This is a genomic window from Pseudomonas sp. AL03 (assembly GCF_029960815.1).
Classification (GTDB): Bacteria; Pseudomonadota; Gammaproteobacteria; order Pseudomonadales; family Pseudomonadaceae; genus Aquipseudomonas.
On sequence record NZ_JASBRE010000026.1, the window covers coordinates 24,393 to 41,428 of the forward strand.

Genomic DNA, 17,036 nt, shown 5'->3' on the forward strand with positions numbered 1-17,036 from the left:
CATTCCTTCACTCCCTAACCGGGAGGACATCGAGATGCCAAACATGCCTGACAAACCAGACACCTGGCTGCTCGTTCTCGCGTGGCTGAGTCAGCACTCGCCAACGATCTATGCCGGTGGGCTGTCTTTTGTAGTGGGTGCCTTGCGCATCATCTACGGTGGTGGCACTCGGCGACAGGCGCTGCTCGAAGCCTCACTCTGCACACTGATCACCATTGGCCTGATCCCGCTGCTGGAGTACTTCGGCCTGCCGCAGAACTTCGCTACGGCTGCTGGTGTGTTCATCGGCTTCCTCGGCGTGAAGAAGATCGCTGACCTTGCTGATCGGTTCGCTGACTTCAAACTACCTCGGCGGGCTGAGTGATGGCCTGTAGTGGATGCGCTGCCCGGCGCGAATGGATCAACAAGATGGCGAGGCTGGGATATGAGCGAGCAAGTGAGCTGCTTACTGGTCGAGATCCTCGGCGAGCAGAAGAAACAGACGGCACTGCTCGAGCAGATCGCCAAGCACCAGGTGCTGATGATCGAGGTGCTGGCCGACGAGCAGGGTGATGAAGATCCTGACGCAGCACCATCGACCTACATGGATGGGAGCAAGGTGAGCCACCGGCTGGCGTGTTCAATGAGCGTTTGAAGTACTGGCGCGACGTGCGAGATGGAAAGGTAGTTGATCGCAAGACGCTGGGCGTTCTCTATGAGTTCCCTGCGCAAATGATTGTGACCAAGGAGTATCTGAACCCCGAAAACTTCTACATCACGAACCCAAACATTGGGCGTTCGGTGAGTGCAGAGTGGCTGGAGGACCAGCTCAAGAAAAGATTGGGCACCTCGGATGGCTCTCTGCAGAAGTTCGTGGCCAAGCATCTGAATATCGAAATCGGTCTGAATTTGCGTACTGACCGCTGGGCAGGTGCTGATCACTGGGAGGCCGCAGGCGATACCTCGCTGACCTTTGAAGAGTTGCTTCGGCGTTCCGAGGTGATCGTGGTGGGCATTGATGGCGGCGGGCTTGACGACCTATTGGGCCTCACCTTGATTGGTCGCGAGCGTGAAACTCGGCGGTGGCTGCACTGGGCGCACGCCTGGGCCCACAAGATTGCGCTGGAACGACGCAAGGACATTGTTTCAAACCTGCGCGACTTTGAAGCGGATGGCGATCTGACCATTGTCGACCGGCCTGGTGATGATGTTCTGGAGGTTGCGGACATCATCTGCGAGGTTCGCGACGCAGGGCTTCTCCCGGACAAGCAGGCCATCGGCGTGGACTCGGCCGGTATCGGCGACATTGTTGATGAACTGACCACGGAAGAGCGTGGCATCACCATGGAGCAGATTGTCTCGATCTCCCAGGGATGGCGGCTCAACGGTGCAATCAAGACCACTGAGCGCAAGGTGGCCGGCGGCGAGTTCATTCACGGCGGCACACGGCTTATGGCCTGGTGCGTCGGTAATGCCAGAACGGTCGCGGTTGGCAATGCGATCGCAATCAACAAGCAGGTGAGCGGGTCCGCAAAGATTGACCCACTGATGGCTACCTTCGACGCAACGACACTCATAGCGCTAAACCCTGTTGGGTGTGGCGATCTACAAGGCTTTTTCGACAATCCAATTATGGTGGGGCTTTGATGGCGCGCGAAAATAAACCCGGGCGAATCAAGGCCGCTCTTCAGGACTGGCTTGGTGTGCCCATCGGATTAAAAGATGGTGCGTTCTGGAAGGAATGGTTTGGCAGCTCGGTCAGTGGTCAGCATGTGTCGGTCGACAAAGCCATGCAGCTCTCCACGGTCTGGGCCTGCGTCCGCTTGCTCTCGGAGTCGGTCTCGACTCTCCCGCTGAAGTTGTACCGGCGGCTGCCTGATGGCTCGCGCGCTCCGGCCACCAATCACCCTCTGTACCGGCTGCTTTGCCGCGTACCCAACTCGGAAATGACCCCGCAGAGATTCATGCTGCTCGTGGTGGCGAGCATCTGCCTGCGCGGCAACGCCTTCGTTGAGAAAAAGATGCTGGCCGGTCGGATCATTGCTTTGGTGCCGCTTCTGCCGCAGTGCATGAGGGTCAAGCGCGAGGACAATGGTCGGCTCAAATACACCTACACCGAAAATGGAGTTGAGCGCGTTATCCCTGAAAAGACCCTGATGCATATTCGCGGCTTCGGCTTGGACGGGGTCTGCGGGATGCTTCCGGTGACGACCGGTAAGGAGATTTTCGGATCGGCCATGGCGGTAGAGGAGGCCGCTGCGAAAGTCTTCGCCCAGGGCATGCAGGCCTCTGGGATTTTGACCAGCGACAAGGTTCTTACCCCGGCCCAGCGTGCGCAACTGCGTAGCAGCCTCGGGTCGTTCATGGGGTCCAAGAACGCCGGCAAGATCATGGTCGCCGAAGCCGGGCTGAAATATCAGGGCATCACGATGAACCCTGAAGCGTCCCAGATGCTGGAGTCCCGCTCGTTCAGCATCGAGGAGATGTGCCGGTGGTTCCGCGTGCCGCCTTTCATGGTCGGGCACATGGATAAACAATCCAGCTGGGCCAGTTCGGTAGAGGCGCAAAACCTGCACTTTTTAACCAACAGCCTGCGCCCGCTCCTGGTGAACATTGAGCAAGAAATCACCCGCTGCCTGATTGGCGAAGCGGATGCCGACGAGTTCTTCGCCGAGTTCGCGGTTGAAGGACTGCTGCGCGCCGACAGCGCCGGTCGCGGCGCCTGGTACAACACCGCGCTCCAAAACGGCTGGATGTGCCGCAACGAAGTTCGGCGCCTGGAAAACATGGCCCCTATTCCTGGTGGCGATACGTTCACTGTCCAGTCGGCGCTCGTTCCGCTGGACCAGCTTGGCAAGCAGTCCGCAGGTATGTCACCGGCCGCCACGGCGTTTATGTTGCGCATCGCAGCCGCCAACCAGAGCGGTGACAAAGGCGCCATTCAGGAGGCGTTCGATTTGGCCTCCAAAGCGCTGGAGGCTGGAAACCCTGATGGGCCAATGATGGCTCACGCACTGATATCGCTACCGCGGCTCGCCGCTTGATCCTGGAGTAACCCATGACCTTAAAGACTCTTCCGGCCGCGCCGGAGGCTCGGCCGTGCGCGCAGGTTCACTGCGACCTGACGCCGAAGGCCTTGGAGCGGTGGAATCCATCGATCAAGGCAGCGAGCACTGACGACAACACCATCACCATTTACGACCCGATCGGGTACGACTGGTGGACTGGCGAGGGGGTAACGGCAAAACGCATCAGCGCGGCGCTTCGCTCCATCGGCGACAGCGATGTCGTCGTCAAGATCAACAGCCCAGGCGGCGATGTGTTTGAAGGGCTGGCCATCTACAACCTGTTTCGCGAGCACAAAGGCAAGGTCACCGTGCAGATTCTCGGCCTTGCCGCCTCTGCTGCTTCGTTCATCGCCATGGCGGCGGACGAAATCCAGATCGCCCGCGCCGGCTTCTTGATGATCCACAACAGCTGGACCATGGCCGCCGGTGATCGCAACGACATTCGTGAGGTCGCCGACTTCCTTGAGCAGATCGACGGCACTTTGGCCGACATCTACTCCGTGCGAACCGGCGATCCCATCGACGCCATGAGCAAATTGATGGACGTCGAGACCTGGATGGGCGGAGCCGCCGCTATCGACGCAGGGTTTGCCGACAGTCTTCTTTCCTCGGATGCCGCTATCGAGGATGTGAGCGCATCGGCACCGCACCAGGTTGCCGCCCGCCGCATGGATCTGATCCTGGCAAAACAGGGCATGCCGCGCTCCGAGCGCCGCGCCCTCATTCAAGAACTCAAGGCTGGTACGCCTGGCGCTACCACCTCCGGCAAGCAGAACGCTGCCGCAACCCCGGCCGACTTGGCCGACCCCATTGCCGAACTACAGGCCGCGCTTTCGCGGTTCTCGGCAGCAGCTACCCAAACCGGAGAAAAACCATGAGCGACACTACTGCAGACCTGTTGAAGAACGTTTCCAATGAGCTCAAGAAGGCCACCGACGAATTCAGCAAGCAGGCTGAAAATGCTTTGGCTGAAGCCAAGAAGGCCGGCTCCTTGTCGGAAGAAACCAAAAGCGCAGTCGACGAGCTGGCTACCAAATTCAACAGCTTGACCGAAGCCGAGAAGCAACTGAAGGCGCAGCTCGGCGAGCTTGAGCAAGAATTTGCACGCACTCCAGCCAATACTGCCGCTGCGTCCCGCGACACTGTCGGCGGCGTTGTCATCAAAAGCGAAGCACTGAAGCAGTTCTCTGCCCACGTCGAAGGCAACCGCCGTGTCAGCATCCCTGTTCACGCGGCGCTGCTCAGTACCAACGTGCCCGCCGGTGTGATCGAGCCGCAGCGCCTTCCGGGCATTGATGTCGCGCCCAAGCAGCGCTTGTTCATTCGAGATCTGATCGCACCTGGTCGCACCACCCAGCCGACAATCTTCTGGGTGCAGCAAACCGGCTTCACCAACGCGGCAAAGGTCGTAGCTGAGGGCACGAAGAAGCCCTACAGCGATATTCAATTCGCGACCAAGATGACCGCAGTCAGCACGCTGGCGCATATGTTTAAAGCTTCGAAGCAGATTCTTGACGACTTCGCGCAGCTGCAATCGACTATCGATGTCGAAATGCGTTACGGCCTCAAGTACGCCGAAGAAGCGGAAATTCTGTTCGGCGACGGTACCGGTGTTCACTTGCACGGTATCGTTCCCCAGAAGGCTCGCCGTTCATCACCGATGAGCAGCACGGCCGACAGTTGATCCAAATGGGCTACGCCGAGGAGTGCGATGACGACGGCGACCCGCTGGTGGATCTGACTGAACAGGATAATTCACCCGATCCGCTGACCAGCGACAAAGCAGCAGGCAAACCGGCCAGCAAGAAGAAAGGCACATGACATGACAGTCATCGCTATCGAGGTCGCCATGCGTCACCTGCGAGCAGAAGACTTTGACCGGCCTCACGTCGAGTTGCTGCTCGCAGCCGCCGAAGACAGCGCCGCTCAATACCTGAATCGGCGCTTCTATGCAGATGTTGATGCACTGGCCGCTGCAGTGCTTGAAGGTACGGCGGGATCCGATCCCATCGTGATAAATCCGTCGATTGTCGCGGCCTGTTTGTTGAAGGCTGGGAGCCTTTACGAGAATCGTGAAGACGATGTCGCTGGCGCTGCTTTTAGCGAATTGCCGTCGGGTTCAAAGTCTCTGTTGACGCCATATCGGGTCGAGTGGGGTGTCTGATGCAGGCCGGGAAACTGCGTCACCGCATCGAAATTCAGCACAAAGTCATTCTGCGAGATCCATCCACCGGCGACTTTCTTGATCCTGCTTGGGTTGAATTTGTCACGGCTTGGGCAGGTATTGAAGATTCGTCAGCTCGCGATCTGGTGGCCGCCAAAGCTGCCAAATCTCAGGCCACGGGCCGGATGGTGATCCGGTACCGCCCGGGCGTTCTTCCGACGATGCGGATTCTTTATCGCGGCGAGATCTACAGCATCGAGGGGCCTCCGCTCGCTGACAAGGTGTCCGGTCTTGAGTACCTGACGCTGCTGGTGTCGAAGGGGGTCAAGGATGGCTAATTCGATTTCCTCGCGCTTGCAGGGTGTGGCGTCGACGGTCGAGAAAATGCGCGGCCTGGCTCCAAAGCTCCAAAAAAAAGGCCTGCGTAAAGCGGCCCGTGAAGCGATGAACATCGTTCGCGATGACGCCAAGGCGCGGGCCAAGGCGCTGGACGACCCGGAAACGAAAGAGAAAGTCTGGAAAAATATCATCACCCAGGAGGCGACCAAGCAGTCCCGGCGCGAGGGCGGCGTGGTGATGCGCGTCGGCGTTCGGGGTGGCGCTGGGTCAAACCAGCACAGCAAGGACGCCAGCGGCAACCCGGGCGGTGATACCAGGCACTGGCGCTACATCGAGTTCGGCACCCAGTTCACGCCGCCGGTGCCGTTCATGCGGCCGGCATTTTCACAGAACGTCGGCGCGGTCACTGACCAGTTTGTCATCAGTCTCAGCCGAGAAATTGATGCTGCGCTCAGGGGGAATTGATGGATCCACCCATTTTTCTGGCTTGCTCAACCGATCCGGCTGTCGCTGCATTGATCGGCGCGGGCATCGACTGCCGCATTTATTCGTTCGGCGAAGCGCCTGAAGGCGTCTTGAAACCCTACGTTGTCTGGAACCTGATTGACGGCAACCCCGAAAACTACTTGGCTGGCCGCCCTGACGCTGACGGATTCACGTTGCAGGTCGATGTCTACGCTGCCAGCGCGGACGCGGCAACAAGGGTCACCGAAGCCTTGCGGAATGCACTGGAATTGAGCGCAAACATTACACGCTGGGGCGCTTCTGGCCGAGATCCGACGACGAAGGACTACCACCGCAGCTTTGATATCGACTGGATCACCCTTCGATAGAGCATCACCCCCAATCAACCCGCCGAGTGCGGGTTTTTTTATGCGCGACATTTGGAGAACGACATGTCGATCCTTTCCCAAGGAACCCAGATTTACGCACTCGTCCCGCCACTGACCGGCACCGGACCTAAAACCGTGCTGGCCATCGAGTGCGCGACTGCATTCAGCCCAGGCGGCTCGCCGGCGGACCAGATCGAGGACACTTGCCTCGAGGACACTTCTCGCCGCTACAAGAAAGGTTTACGTACTCCGGGCCAGGCTTCGCTGACCGTCAACGCCGATCCGAACAACGCGAGCCACATTCGCCTGCATCAGCTGTCGGAAACCGACGGAGATACCACCATCCAGTGGGCGGTTGGCTGGTCTGACGGTAAAGCCGCTCCAACCGTTGCAACTGGCGGCACTTTGGACGCCGTGACCATCGGCGCCGGCGGCACCGGTTACACCACGGCTCCTACAGTCGCCTTCACGGGTGGCGGCGGTACTGGCGCGGCGGGTACAGCGACCGCGTCCGGCGGTGCGGTTACCGGCGTCACCATCACCAACCCTGGCACCGGCTACACCAGTGCCCCGACCATTGCTTTCACCGGCGCCGGTATCCACGGCGTGCGCGATGCGATGAGCGCGCTGTGCAACATGAAGCCCGGCTTCGAGCAGTTCCTGCGCCAGGCCGAGGAACGGGGGCTCGTCTTCGCTGTGTTTGTCGATGATCGAAACATCGCTGAGGCAGAACTCGACTTAAGGGATTCCAGCGCCGGCGACATCCGCATCATGCCGATCATTCAGGGCAGCAAGCAGGCCGGCATGTTCCAAACCTTGCTCGGCGTGGCGTTGATCGTGGCCGGGATGTTCAGCGGCGGCACGACCTCGGGCCTGGGCATGGCATTGCTGGCTGGTGGCGCGGCGGTGGGTCTTGGCGGGGTGGTGCAGATGTTATCGCCCACCACGAAAGCCAACACTAGCGACAAGAACGAAGACGGCAACAACCCCAGCTACGGTTTCGGCGGTGCCGTCACGACCATTGCCCAGGGCAACCCTTACCCGCTGCTGTACGGCGAGCGGGAGATCGGCGGGGCCGTCGAGTCCGGCGGGATCTACACCCAAGACAACATTTAAACACCTGCTTCGGCGGGTTTTTGCATTCTGGAGGACGCATGACCGCACCAGCAAAGAAGGCGCCGCGAGCAACACCGCGAAAGCGCCGCCCCGTTGCCGGCAGCAAGGGCGGTACCGCTAAGCAGAAGCAGCCAAGCATTGCCTCCAATAGCGTGCCGTCGATTGCTACCACGCGCATCGTTTACCTCTGGAGCTGGGGGCCGATCGTTGGCCTGGTGAACGGTCTTCGTTCGCTCAAGCTCGACGGAACGCCGGTGCAGGCCGAGGACGGCACGTTCAACTTCCCGGGTGTGAAATGGCAGTTCCGATCTGGAGAGCTGAACCAATCTCGCCTCGAAGGGATATCGGAAGCGAGCAACGAAATTTCGGTAAATCAGGAGTTGATCAGCACCACTCCGTGGTTGCACACCATCAGCAACGCCCTGATCGATGCAGTCCGGATTCGACTTGCTTGGCCAACACTGCAAAGCCAGGATGCCAGCGGAAATTTGAATGGCGTCCGGATCGAATATGCCGTTGAGGTTTCGACAGACAACGGGCCGTACCTGCAAGTCCTGAGTTCTTTCGTTGATCGCAAGAACGTCACCAAATACGAGCGCTCGCACCGGATCGAGTTACCCGCTGGCAGTCGCTGGACCATCCGGGTTCGGCGTCTGACGCCGGAGGCAAACAGCTCGCTGGTGCAAGACGGGATGCTGGTCGAGGCTATTGCCGAGGTGGTCGACAGCGATCAAGAGTACCCGCTGACCTCTGTGGGCTGCCTGGAGTACGACGCCCAACAGTTTGGTGGTGACATCGCCAAGGTCGCGGCGCTGATGCGTGGGCGCATTATCCGCGTGCCGGCCAACTACAACGCCGAGACCCGGACCTATTCCACTGGCGGGCCCGGTACCAGCAATGGAGTTTGGGACGGCACCTTCAAGGAGGCTTACACCAACAACCCGGCCTGGATCTTTTACGACCTGGTGTTGCATCCGTATTACGGCCTCGGTGAGCGCATCGACGCGACCATGGTTGATCGCTGGTCGTTGTACCGTATCGGCCAGTATTGCGACCAGATGGTGCCGAACGGAAAGGGCGGTCAGGAGCCGCGCTTTACCTGCAATCTGTACTTTCAGAAACAGGCCGAAGCCTACGCGGTGTTGCAGGACCTAGCCTCGATCTTCCATGGCATGGCCTACTGGGATGGCAGCCAAATCGTCGTCAATGCCGACATGCCCGGCGACCCGGTCTACACCTACAGCCCGTCGCAGATCCTGAACAACGGTGAAATCAAGTACGAAGGCACTCGGGCGCGGGATCGGCACACCCTGGCGATGGTTGCCTGGGATAATCCGGATCAGGGTTTCGAGACGGACAAAGAGCCGGTGTTCGATGATGACGCCATGGCCGAGCTGGGCATGGTTCGCGAGCTCTCCGTTGACGCCATTGGCTGCACGTCTCTGGGCCAGGGGCAGCGCGCCGGACAATGGGCGCTGCTGACCGAGCAGTTGCAAACACGCGGTGCGACTATGCGTGTGGGGCTGGATGGACAAATTCCGAAGCCCGGCCAGGTGATTGCCCTCGCCGATCCGGCACTGGCCGGTCGTGCGAATGGCGGTCGTATTTCGGCAGTCGCTGGCCGGGTTATCACTCTGGATCGCGATACCTCGGTGCCGCCGGGTGCGCGGCTGTTCGTCAACCTGCCCAGCGGTAAATCGGAAGCCCGCGTGGTCAAGTCGGCGGTTGGTCGGGCGATCACCGTCATGGCGGATTACAGCGAAGCACCGCAGGCTGAATGCGGGTGGGCGCTGGATTACGACGACCTGAAGCTGATGCAGTTTTACGTGCGCAACGTGACGCGCCCTGAGTGGCACCAGTTCCAGTTGGAGATGATTCAGCACGAGCCGAGCAAATTCAACGCGATCGACTTTGGCGCAGTGGTGGATATACGGCCAATCAGCGGCATTCCTGTCGGTACGCAGGCCGCGCCGGCGCGGGTGCTGATCAGCCAGCACGTTGTGGTTGAGCAGGGCATCGCGGTAACCAGCATGACCATCGCCTGGGATGCGGCGCCTGGCGCTGTTGGTTATGACGTTGAATGGCGGTGGGGCGCTCGGGAATGGACCAAGCTTCCACGCACTGGCGAGTTAGTGGCGGACGTGCGGGGCATTTACACCGGCCAATACCTGGCCAGGGTGCGCGCGGTTAGCGCGATGAATGTATCCTCTATTCCAACCAACTCGGTATTGACTGACTTGCTCGGGAAGACTGGGCTTCCACCAGCTGTTACGTACCTGACGGCCACGCCGTTGCTGTTCGGCATCTACCTCAAGTGGGGATTCCCTGCGGGAGCGGAGGACACCCAGCGCACGGAAATCTGGTACGGGCCAACGACCAGTCTTGAAATGGCCACGAAGTTGACGGACCTGTCTTACCCGCAAAGTGATTTCTCGATGCTCGGCCTGCGCGCCGGCGTGACGTTCTACTTCTGGGCGCGCCTGGTGGATCGGATCGGCAACATCGGTCCGTGGTATCCCGTCGGCATGGGTGTGCAAGGTCAGTCGAGTTCAGACGCTTCCGCGATTCTGGCGATGATTGCCGGAGAGATCGGGCGCACTGAGTTGGGCAAGGATCTGCTCGACGAGATCGACAAAATCCCGGGGCTTCAGGATCAGATCGATTCGCTCGACGGCCTGAAAGGCTACGTCCCTGAGGCGCTGTATGCCAAGGGGCTGATGGTTGTCGAGGGCGGAATCATCTACCAGGCCATTCAGGCTGTTCCTCTGGCTACGCCTCCGCCGAACCTCGCGTACTGGGGCAACGTAGGGGAGATGCTGCAAACGGCAAATGCCTTGGCCGAGCAGGTCGCCACCCATACCACGGAAATCACCGAGCTTGACGGAGTGGTGACAGCCCAGGCCTCGGCATTCAATGCCCTGCGCGCTTCATGGCGTGATGACGACGGGCAAGGCGATCTGAATGGCGCGCTGAAAGAGTGGGGTAGCACCGCTGCAATCGCGAGCGAGGAGAAGGTCCGCGCCTCTGAAAATCTGGCCATAACGCAAAAGACCGAAACGCTGACCTCCAAAGTCGGCGAGAACGAAGCCAACGTCACGGACCTGCGCAAAACGGTGGCCACTGACAAGGAAGCTACTGCCACGGCGATCACTCAGGTGAACGTGAAGGTCGGAGAGAACACCGCCGCCATTCAGGAAACCTCGACCGCTTACGCGAACACCGCCGGCAAGTTGTCGACCATGTGGTCGGTGAAGATGCAGGTGGCGGCGGATGGAAAATACATCGCGGCCGGTATCGGCTTGGGCATCGAAAATACTGGCGCCGGTCTGCAAAGCCAGTTCCTGGTGAGTGCCGATCGCTTCGCCATCGTCAACACCATCGCGGGTGGGGCGCTTTCAGTGCCGTTCGCAGTGCAGGGCGGTCAGGTGTTCATGAACTCGGCATTCATCGCTGACGGCACCATCACCAATGCCAAGATCGGCAGCTTCATCAGTTCGACGAACTACATCGCGGGTCAGCAGGGCTGGATTCTCAACAAGGATGGAACGCTGGAAATCAACGGCGTCATTCCTGGCCAGGGCCGTCTCATCATCAACGCGCAAAACGTGTCGGTCTTCGATGCCAATAACGTACTGCGCGTCCGTCTCGGATATCTGGGGTAGCACATGGCTTATGGAATGAGGGTTTGGGGCGCCGATGGTGCGCTCCAGCTCGACGAGAACTCTTTCACGATGCGGGTTGTGCTGTCGGTCTTGGTCACCTTCGCGACTAGCGCGAAGGCGAATCAGGACTTTTCCGTGCCGGGTAGCGATGCTTCGAACTCGATCGCGATTGTGATCCCCGTCGGCTCCTACGACGAAGGCAGCGCTCGGCAGTTTGAGACAGAAATGCTGTCGGGTGCCGCGCGCGTGTACAACTACACGCGGACCTTCGACGCCAGCCTATCCACCAGCGGAACCATGCGATTGATGGTTATAAGGTTTGCCTGATGAGTTACGGCCTGACGTTCGTCAACAACAGCAACAAGGTGGTCATCGATTCCGAGTTTGCCCGGCTCAACGTTATATGCAACGGGCGGTATGCGCCGACGCAGGAGTCTGGACTCGGATCGATCACCAATTTTCCGCGAGTAATCACCAGTGTTGAACCTCCGCTGGTGTTCTGTCGCCCGGACACCGGCGGCATAGCCGGCTTGACGGCCATGCAGGTAATTGGCTCGGCGGGTAATTGGACCGGCTTCTACGTCAGGGCCTACGACGTGAACACCGCCCAACCAAACGGTCGTTACTTTGCCGCCACGTTCGGCGCGCAGCCGGTTGCCACTTACGGCATGCGATTGTGGGACGGCTCTTCGAAGTTGCTGTTTGACTCAGGGACGCCGACAGCGTTGTTCACTCGGGCGTTTCAGAACTGGGTTTACGTTCGTTCCGAAACAACGCCCACGGGCAGCACGCGGAGTTTCTACACGATCACCTTCAACTTTCCAGAAAACGAATACCTGCTGATCAACACCTTTGGCATGAACATGCTGACGGGATCGGCTGGTGGGCGCCTCGTCAAAACGCTGTGGGAGTTCTCGACCGGGACGCTCTATGCGGTAACTGATGGGTTCTCCAATCCCTTCGCCTTCTTCATGCCCGCCGTCTTCGCAAAGATCGCCGTTTAATCACCTTAAATAGGAAGTTGCCATGCCTTGGTATAAAGCCGGGACGGTTTCTGTCACCCAAAATTCCAATGCCGTGATCGGTTCCGGCACCGCCTTTATTGCCAATAGCCGTGTCGGCGATGGCTTTCGCGGACCAGATGGTGGGTGGTACGAAGTCACCAACATTGCCAGCGATACGGCGATGTCGATTTCGCCTCCATACCAGGGCGCAACCAATGCAGCCGGTGTTTACGCACTGGCCCCGCTGCAGGGGTACGTGAAGGATTCTGCCGATGCGCTCCGTGCGCTGGTCAATCAGTTCGGCTCGCAGCTCGCAGCGTTGACCGACACCGACGGCCTGCCCGAGGGCCCAACCAACAAGTACTTCACCGATGCACGAGTTCGTGATGCTGTGCTTCTGGGGTTTGTTACTACGGATTCGACGCCAGTAGTTGCTGCCGATTCCGTTCTGGCAGGTTTTGGAAAGCTCCAGGCTCAAGTGACTGACCGACTGTCCCTGGCTGGCGGGAAAATGACCGGTGCGATCAACGCCGCCACTCCCGTTCCATTGGCTTCAGCAGCGACGGTGGACATCGGCGCGGTAGCATCCAATGTGGTCACCATCAGTGGCACCACAGCGATTACTGGATTTGGCGCCATCGCTGCTGGAGCGCTGCGAACAGTTCGTTTTACCGGCGCCCTGGTCCTGACCTACAACGTCACCTCAATGATTCTTCCCACCGCCGCGAACATCACGACTGCGCCAAACGATACTGCGGAATTCTTGAGCCTGGGGGCGGGTAACTGGATTTGCCTGAGCTACATCCGCGCCAACGGCAAGGCGCTGGCCAAGGATTTCGCCTACGACCGGACAAATATCGTCGGCACCGTCAGCGATAGCGGCGGGCTGCCGAATGGTGCTGCGTTTGAAAGCGGCATCATCAACGCTACGCGCTACGTCAAGCTCGCAGACGGGAGCCTTTTTCAATACAAAACCGTGACCATCGGCGGCGGTACCGTTGCCAACGGCAACGTGTTCAAGTCCCTGTCTTATGACATGGGGTTGTTAGCTGTTTCACCGGTCGGCGACTGGGTAGTGGCCTCCTTTGGGATTTCTCAAGCCGCCGGTGGCGGGTGGGCGGGCCAGCAAACATTCGGCGCCGCAGGGACGTGGGGTACCTGGTCGGCCTATTCCAGCACCGCAGTCACGGGCAGCATCACTATTTCTCTGGTAGGTATTGGGCGGTGGAAAACATGAACATCCGGATTTACGGCCAGCGGTTCGAAGATGGAATCGCCCTCAGCGCCGAAAAGCGTGGTGAAGCTTTGATACTCAACGGTGTGGAGTACGATTTCTCGCCGCTGCTGGAAGGGGCAACCCTGCCGGTTCAGGCCATCAGTTCCGAATGGTTCATCGGAGACGCCACTCGCGAAGGGGGCGTTCTAACTCTTCACGTACGCTACCCAATCCCCGCGAACTTCAGCCCTGAGCAAGCGACCCCGCGCGACCTGGTCGACCTCCCTGACGGTCCCGTCGCTTTTCCGCAGGCATTGCCAGATCCTGATCCGGCCGAACAAGGAGTTGACCATGAGTAATATCGACTGGTCCCGAATGATCACCGCCGAGATGAAGGCTGCCGCCGCTGCCGCTGTGCACTTGATTGAAGTGAAAGCCGTGTTGGCGGCGAAGAATGCTGGTGCGGTGGTGCAGATCGCCAGGATTCAGGATCGCATCGACACGCTCGGTTACGGCATTGACGCCGGCGAGGCGACAGAAGAGGACGAGGCCGAACAGGCCGCACTGATGATTAGCATTGCGTCGTGGAAGTCGTACAAGTTCTCCCTGGGCAAGGTGACGAAACAGCCTGGTTGGCATGCTGCGCCCGTATGGCCGACTATCCCTGCTATCCCCGTGATCGTTGCTGATCCTGACGCACGCTCCATTGACGCAGCGTAGAACTCGGTCGCCGCGTTCTTGCAGCTGTGTTGAAGTCATTGTGGGAGCAGGCCCAGCGAACGAGCCAGAGCAGGTGACCGTGGCGATTGTTCATAGCTAATGTTTAGCCCTGATCCCCATCTTGAAGAGTCGGGCGAAAAGACCCCGCTGAGTGGTCGTTTTGATCTTGTCTGGCTGGCTGCGATTTGGCCAGTCCGGTCTTTTGCTGATCATCGATTCGTCGTAAAGCGTTGGATACTTCTCCTCTGGTGGAAGCTGGATCCCATATTTTTGCATGTCAACTTCCCTGAACTCATTTTTGTCCGTAGAGGCTAGCCGATTTATTCGTTAATGCTTCGTATTGTTGAAAACCAATCCGCCTCGCGCGTTTGCCCTTTGCACACACGACGCCCCCGCCATCGAGCGGGATTTTTTTGCCTGGAGAAAAGTATGCCAATCACCGCGCAGCAACTGCTGCAGATCCTCCCGAACGCCGGCAAACAAGCCGGCGTTTTTGTACCTGTTCTGAACACCGCCATGCAGCGGTACCAGATTGTCGGGGCCAAGCGCGTTGCCTCGTTCATTGCCCAGATCGGCCATGAGTCCGGCCAGTTGGTCTACGTCCGTGAGATTTGGGGGCCGACTCTGGCGCAGATCAAATACGAGGGCCGTGCTGACCTGGGCAACACCGTGACGGGCGACGGCTTCAAGTACCGCGGGCGGGGTCTGATCCAGATTACCGGTCGAGCCAACTACGCGGCGTGCGGCGAAGCTCTGGGCCTGGACTTGATCAGCCAACCGGAACTGCTGGAGCTGCCACAGCATGCCTGTATGTCGGCGGCGTGGTTTTGGGCGACCAAGGGGCTGAACACCCTGGCCGATGCCGACAAGTTCGAATCCATCACCCGGCGAATCAATGGTGGGCTCAATGGCCAACCGGATCGGCTGAAGTTATGGGCGAAGGCCTCGGGGGTGCTGGCGTGACTGCTATTCCGTGGAAACTGGTTGGTGTCCTGCTGCTGGCGCTGGCCGCTGCCGGCAGCGCCTGGCAGGTGCAGGACTGGCACTACGGCAAGCAACTGGCCGAGCAGGCAGGCTTGCATCAGTCCGACCTGGACAGCATCAGCAGCGCGGCTGCCGCCCAGGTGCGCGCCGATCAGGACAAGCGACTCGCGCTCGAGCAGCGCCTGTCGGCCAGCGAACAAACCTACTACAAGGAACTGAGCAATGCTCAAACCGACCAGGCTCGCCTGCGCGATCGCCTTGCCACTTCTGATTTGCGGCTGTCAGTCCTACTCGACGCCACGGATTCAGCCGGTGGCTGTTCAGTGCCAGCCAGTACCGGCGCCGGCGGCGTGGTTCATGGAGGAGCGCGCGCCCGACTTGACCCAGCGCATGCTCAACGAATTGTCGCCATCACCGACACCGGCGACCAAGGACTGATTGCGCTAGCGGCCTGCCAGGCGTATGCCCGGGATCTGCAAAAATAGCGATTGTGGTGGGTCGATGATCAATCTGGAACGATGGCTGCTAACCTAGTGAAAATCACTTTTTCCGTCAGAAGAATGGTTGTATTACTTCTTTGATCCTCGGCTTCCCAATCGCCAGAATGGAGCGGTGTGAAAAACATAGCCCTGTCGAAAAGTCCTGAAACAGCCAGTCCACGCTCTTCATTCTGCTCAGCTGGATCAAATGTCACCGTTTTGTCCAGCACCTTAACGTACAGCGTTTCGATGCGTGAAGCGGGCTCAGGGAGAATTGGAGCCTGCGTGGACAACTCGACGCCATGTATTCCTGCGAGCATCTCGCCAATCTTTGAGTAGAGTTCAGAGGCGCTGGTCTCGAAGAGTTCAACTTGCTGTGCTTGTCTCTTCTCGGCTCGATCTTTGCGTTCTAGGTGAGCCAAAATCTTGTGTACTAATAAAGTTTTCGTGGACATAATTTCTCTCCTGTAGTGTCGAATCGCTATGCATCCTAGCGAAAGCGATGGGACAGAACCACTTTGATCGTGGTGGACGCGCCGGGAAATCAACTAAGACCCAAAGCCTTTCCTTTCGGACGGGCATCCAAACCGGTTGCTGGTGTCTTCGATGTCGAGCGGGTCCGCTATCATTTCTGCGGATTCTGTTCGGATATACAGTGGTCGAGGCGCAGTGTTGGGGGAGAGCGAGATGAGGAAGTGCGGGCTCAGAAAATGCAAAGCCCTAAGGTTCGCGGCCCCTAGGGCTTCTATTTTTGGGTGGCGAACGTGGCACGGAGATTACCAGCGATGCGCTGGCGAATCACTACTGCGATAGGTGGATTGTGTTCGGTCGGCAGGACGCCGAAGATGGGATCGGATCGAGCATCCATTTAGATATTGCTGACTGCCGCCAAGCGGCCGAGTTGGGGCCGATTTTAATCTGTTTTGGAAACGTGCCCTCCCTCATTCGACGGTAGACGGTGTTTCGGCTGAGGCCGGTTGTTTGAAGCACTTCGTCGAGGCGCAGGAAACGATCAATGCTTTCTATCGCTGCTCTGTTTTTCATGGGTACCCTCTTTATTCATTGCGCTACTGACCGATTCCCGGGAGAACGGCGGCTTAAGAAGAGTTATCGCTCTCCCATTCCAGTGTCACCTGAGACTTATCAGCGTTGGCGGAACCTGGTGCTTCCTGTCGAGCTTCGGCGCCTTGTTCTCGCCGTCTCGGCGACCGCGCAAAAACTCATGAACATCCTCCTGTAGCCAGCAATGTCTGGTGCCCATTTTGAAACTCTTGGGCAGCCAGTCCACGCACCGGCGGATTCCTTCTCTGACCGACGATTCAGTTCGACCAAGGATTTTGGCCAGTCCAGCTATACAGAACTACGCATTCATCATCCACGCGCCACCTCCGATCGAGCAGTGCCTTTTCTCGAGGAGTGTATTGGGCTTTATTCGCTAGTGCCTGCATTTGGTGAATGTAGGTTTTCTTCAG

General features: G+C 58.9%; 22 protein-coding genes and 1 pseudogene. 21 read left to right on the forward strand and 2 right to left on the reverse strand.

Features of this window, described 5'->3' with window-relative positions; translation table 11 throughout:
* The first annotated feature begins 34 nt into the window (after positions 1-34).
* The 21 genes and pseudogenes from QK293_RS21755 (at position 35) to QK293_RS21855 (ending at position 15,570) form a co-directional block, all read left to right on the forward strand.
* Positions 35-364, forward strand: coding sequence for a phage holin, lambda family (locus QK293_RS21755; RefSeq protein ID WP_150705387.1), 330 nt, complete (start codon positions 35-37; stop codon positions 362-364).
* A 60-nt stretch (positions 365-424) separates the two neighbouring features.
* Complete coding sequence (locus tag QK293_RS21760; RefSeq protein WP_282380920.1) at positions 425-634, forward strand: hypothetical protein; 210 nt, start codon at positions 425-427, stop codon at positions 632-634.
* The gene (locus tag QK293_RS21765) at positions 616-1,626 is read left to right on the forward strand and encodes a terminase TerL endonuclease subunit (protein ID WP_282380921.1); all 1,011 of its coding nucleotides are present in this window, start codon (positions 616-618) and stop codon (positions 1,624-1,626) included. The genes QK293_RS21760 and QK293_RS21765 overlap by 19 nt, the downstream gene beginning before the upstream one ends.
* A complete protein-coding gene (locus QK293_RS21770) occupies positions 1,626-3,023 on the forward strand; it encodes a phage portal protein (protein ID WP_282380923.1) in 1,398 nt (465 codons plus the stop codon). Before QK293_RS21765 ends, QK293_RS21770 begins: the two co-directional genes overlap by 1 nt.
* Before the next feature lie 14 nt (positions 3,024-3,037).
* A complete protein-coding gene (locus QK293_RS21775; RefSeq protein WP_282380925.1) occupies positions 3,038-3,925 on the forward strand; it encodes a head maturation protease, ClpP-related in 888 nt (295 codons plus the stop codon).
* Between the two features lie 20 nt (positions 3,926-3,945).
* A complete protein-coding gene (locus QK293_RS21780) occupies positions 3,946-4,731 on the forward strand; it encodes a phage major capsid protein (protein ID WP_282380927.1) in 786 nt (261 codons plus the stop codon).
* Positions 4,732-4,736: 5 nt separating this feature from the next.
* A complete protein-coding gene (locus QK293_RS21785) occupies positions 4,737-4,868 on the forward strand; it encodes a hypothetical protein (RefSeq protein ID WP_282380929.1) in 132 nt (43 codons plus the stop codon).
* 1 nt (position 4,869) lies between these two features.
* Entirely contained in the window at positions 4,870-5,211 is a 342-nt protein-coding gene (locus QK293_RS21790; protein WP_282380931.1) for a head-tail connector protein, read from the forward strand.
* A complete protein-coding gene (locus QK293_RS21795) occupies positions 5,211-5,549 on the forward strand; it encodes a phage head closure protein (RefSeq protein ID WP_282380933.1) in 339 nt (112 codons plus the stop codon). Before QK293_RS21790 ends, QK293_RS21795 begins: the two co-directional genes overlap by 1 nt.
* A complete protein-coding gene (locus QK293_RS21800) occupies positions 5,542-6,015 on the forward strand; it encodes an HK97-gp10 family putative phage morphogenesis protein (protein WP_282380935.1) in 474 nt (157 codons plus the stop codon). Before QK293_RS21795 ends, QK293_RS21800 begins: the two co-directional genes overlap by 8 nt.
* The gene (locus QK293_RS21805; protein ID WP_282380937.1) at positions 6,015-6,383 is read left to right on the forward strand and encodes a DUF3168 domain-containing protein; all 369 of its coding nucleotides are present in this window, start codon (positions 6,015-6,017) and stop codon (positions 6,381-6,383) included. Before QK293_RS21800 ends, QK293_RS21805 begins: the two co-directional genes overlap by 1 nt.
* A gap of 63 nt (positions 6,384-6,446) precedes the next feature.
* Positions 6,447-6,785, forward strand: a pseudogene (locus tag QK293_RS21810) (phage tail tube protein); the annotation flags it as partial.
* A gap of 216 nt (positions 6,786-7,001) precedes the next feature.
* Positions 7,002-7,499 carry a tail assembly protein gene (locus QK293_RS21815; protein WP_282381016.1) on the forward strand — a complete coding sequence of 166 codons (498 nt, stop codon included), beginning with the start codon at positions 7,002-7,004 and terminating at the stop codon, positions 7,497-7,499.
* Between the two features lie 38 nt (positions 7,500-7,537).
* Positions 7,538-11,161 carry a phage tail protein gene (locus tag QK293_RS21820; protein WP_282380939.1) on the forward strand — a complete coding sequence of 1,208 codons (3,624 nt, stop codon included), beginning with the start codon at positions 7,538-7,540 and terminating at the stop codon, positions 11,159-11,161.
* Positions 11,162-11,176: 15 nt separating this feature from the next.
* The gene (locus QK293_RS21825; RefSeq protein WP_282381018.1) at positions 11,177-11,488 is read left to right on the forward strand and encodes a hypothetical protein; all 312 of its coding nucleotides are present in this window, start codon (positions 11,177-11,179) and stop codon (positions 11,486-11,488) included.
* Positions 11,488-12,165, forward strand: a complete 678-nt coding sequence (locus QK293_RS21830) for a hypothetical protein (RefSeq protein ID WP_282380940.1) — start codon at positions 11,488-11,490, stop codon at positions 12,163-12,165. The genes QK293_RS21825 and QK293_RS21830 overlap by 1 nt, the downstream gene beginning before the upstream one ends.
* Positions 12,166-12,187: 22 nt before the next feature.
* Positions 12,188-13,402, forward strand: a complete 1,215-nt coding sequence (locus tag QK293_RS21835; protein WP_282380942.1) for a phage tail protein — start codon at positions 12,188-12,190, stop codon at positions 13,400-13,402.
* Positions 13,399-13,740 carry a hypothetical protein gene (locus QK293_RS21840; RefSeq protein ID WP_282380944.1) on the forward strand — a complete coding sequence of 114 codons (342 nt, stop codon included), beginning with the start codon at positions 13,399-13,401 and terminating at the stop codon, positions 13,738-13,740. The genes QK293_RS21835 and QK293_RS21840 overlap by 4 nt, the downstream gene beginning before the upstream one ends.
* Positions 13,733-14,101 carry a phage tail protein gene (locus QK293_RS21845; protein ID WP_282380946.1) on the forward strand — a complete coding sequence of 123 codons (369 nt, stop codon included), beginning with the start codon at positions 13,733-13,735 and terminating at the stop codon, positions 14,099-14,101. The genes QK293_RS21840 and QK293_RS21845 overlap by 8 nt, the downstream gene beginning before the upstream one ends.
* 429 nt (positions 14,102-14,530) lie before the next feature.
* Positions 14,531-15,064 carry a glycoside hydrolase family 19 protein gene (locus QK293_RS21850; protein ID WP_282380948.1) on the forward strand — a complete coding sequence of 178 codons (534 nt, stop codon included), beginning with the start codon at positions 14,531-14,533 and terminating at the stop codon, positions 15,062-15,064.
* The gene (locus QK293_RS21855; protein ID WP_282380950.1) at positions 15,034-15,570 is read left to right on the forward strand and encodes a lysis system i-spanin subunit Rz; all 537 of its coding nucleotides are present in this window, start codon (positions 15,034-15,036) and stop codon (positions 15,568-15,570) included. The genes QK293_RS21850 and QK293_RS21855 overlap by 31 nt, the downstream gene beginning before the upstream one ends.
* A 20-nt stretch (positions 15,571-15,590) precedes the next feature.
* Here the strand turns inward: QK293_RS21855 and QK293_RS21860 are convergent, their stop codons facing one another.
* The gene (locus tag QK293_RS21860; protein WP_282380953.1) at positions 15,591-16,019 is read right to left on the reverse strand and encodes a hypothetical protein; all 429 of its coding nucleotides are present in this window, start codon (positions 16,017-16,019) and stop codon (positions 15,591-15,593) included.
* A 346-nt stretch (positions 16,020-16,365) separates the two neighbouring features.
* Complete coding sequence (locus tag QK293_RS21865) at positions 16,366-16,608, reverse strand: AlpA family transcriptional regulator (RefSeq protein ID WP_282380955.1); 243 nt, start codon at positions 16,606-16,608, stop codon at positions 16,366-16,368.
* Between the last annotated feature and the right edge of the window lie 428 nt (positions 16,609-17,036).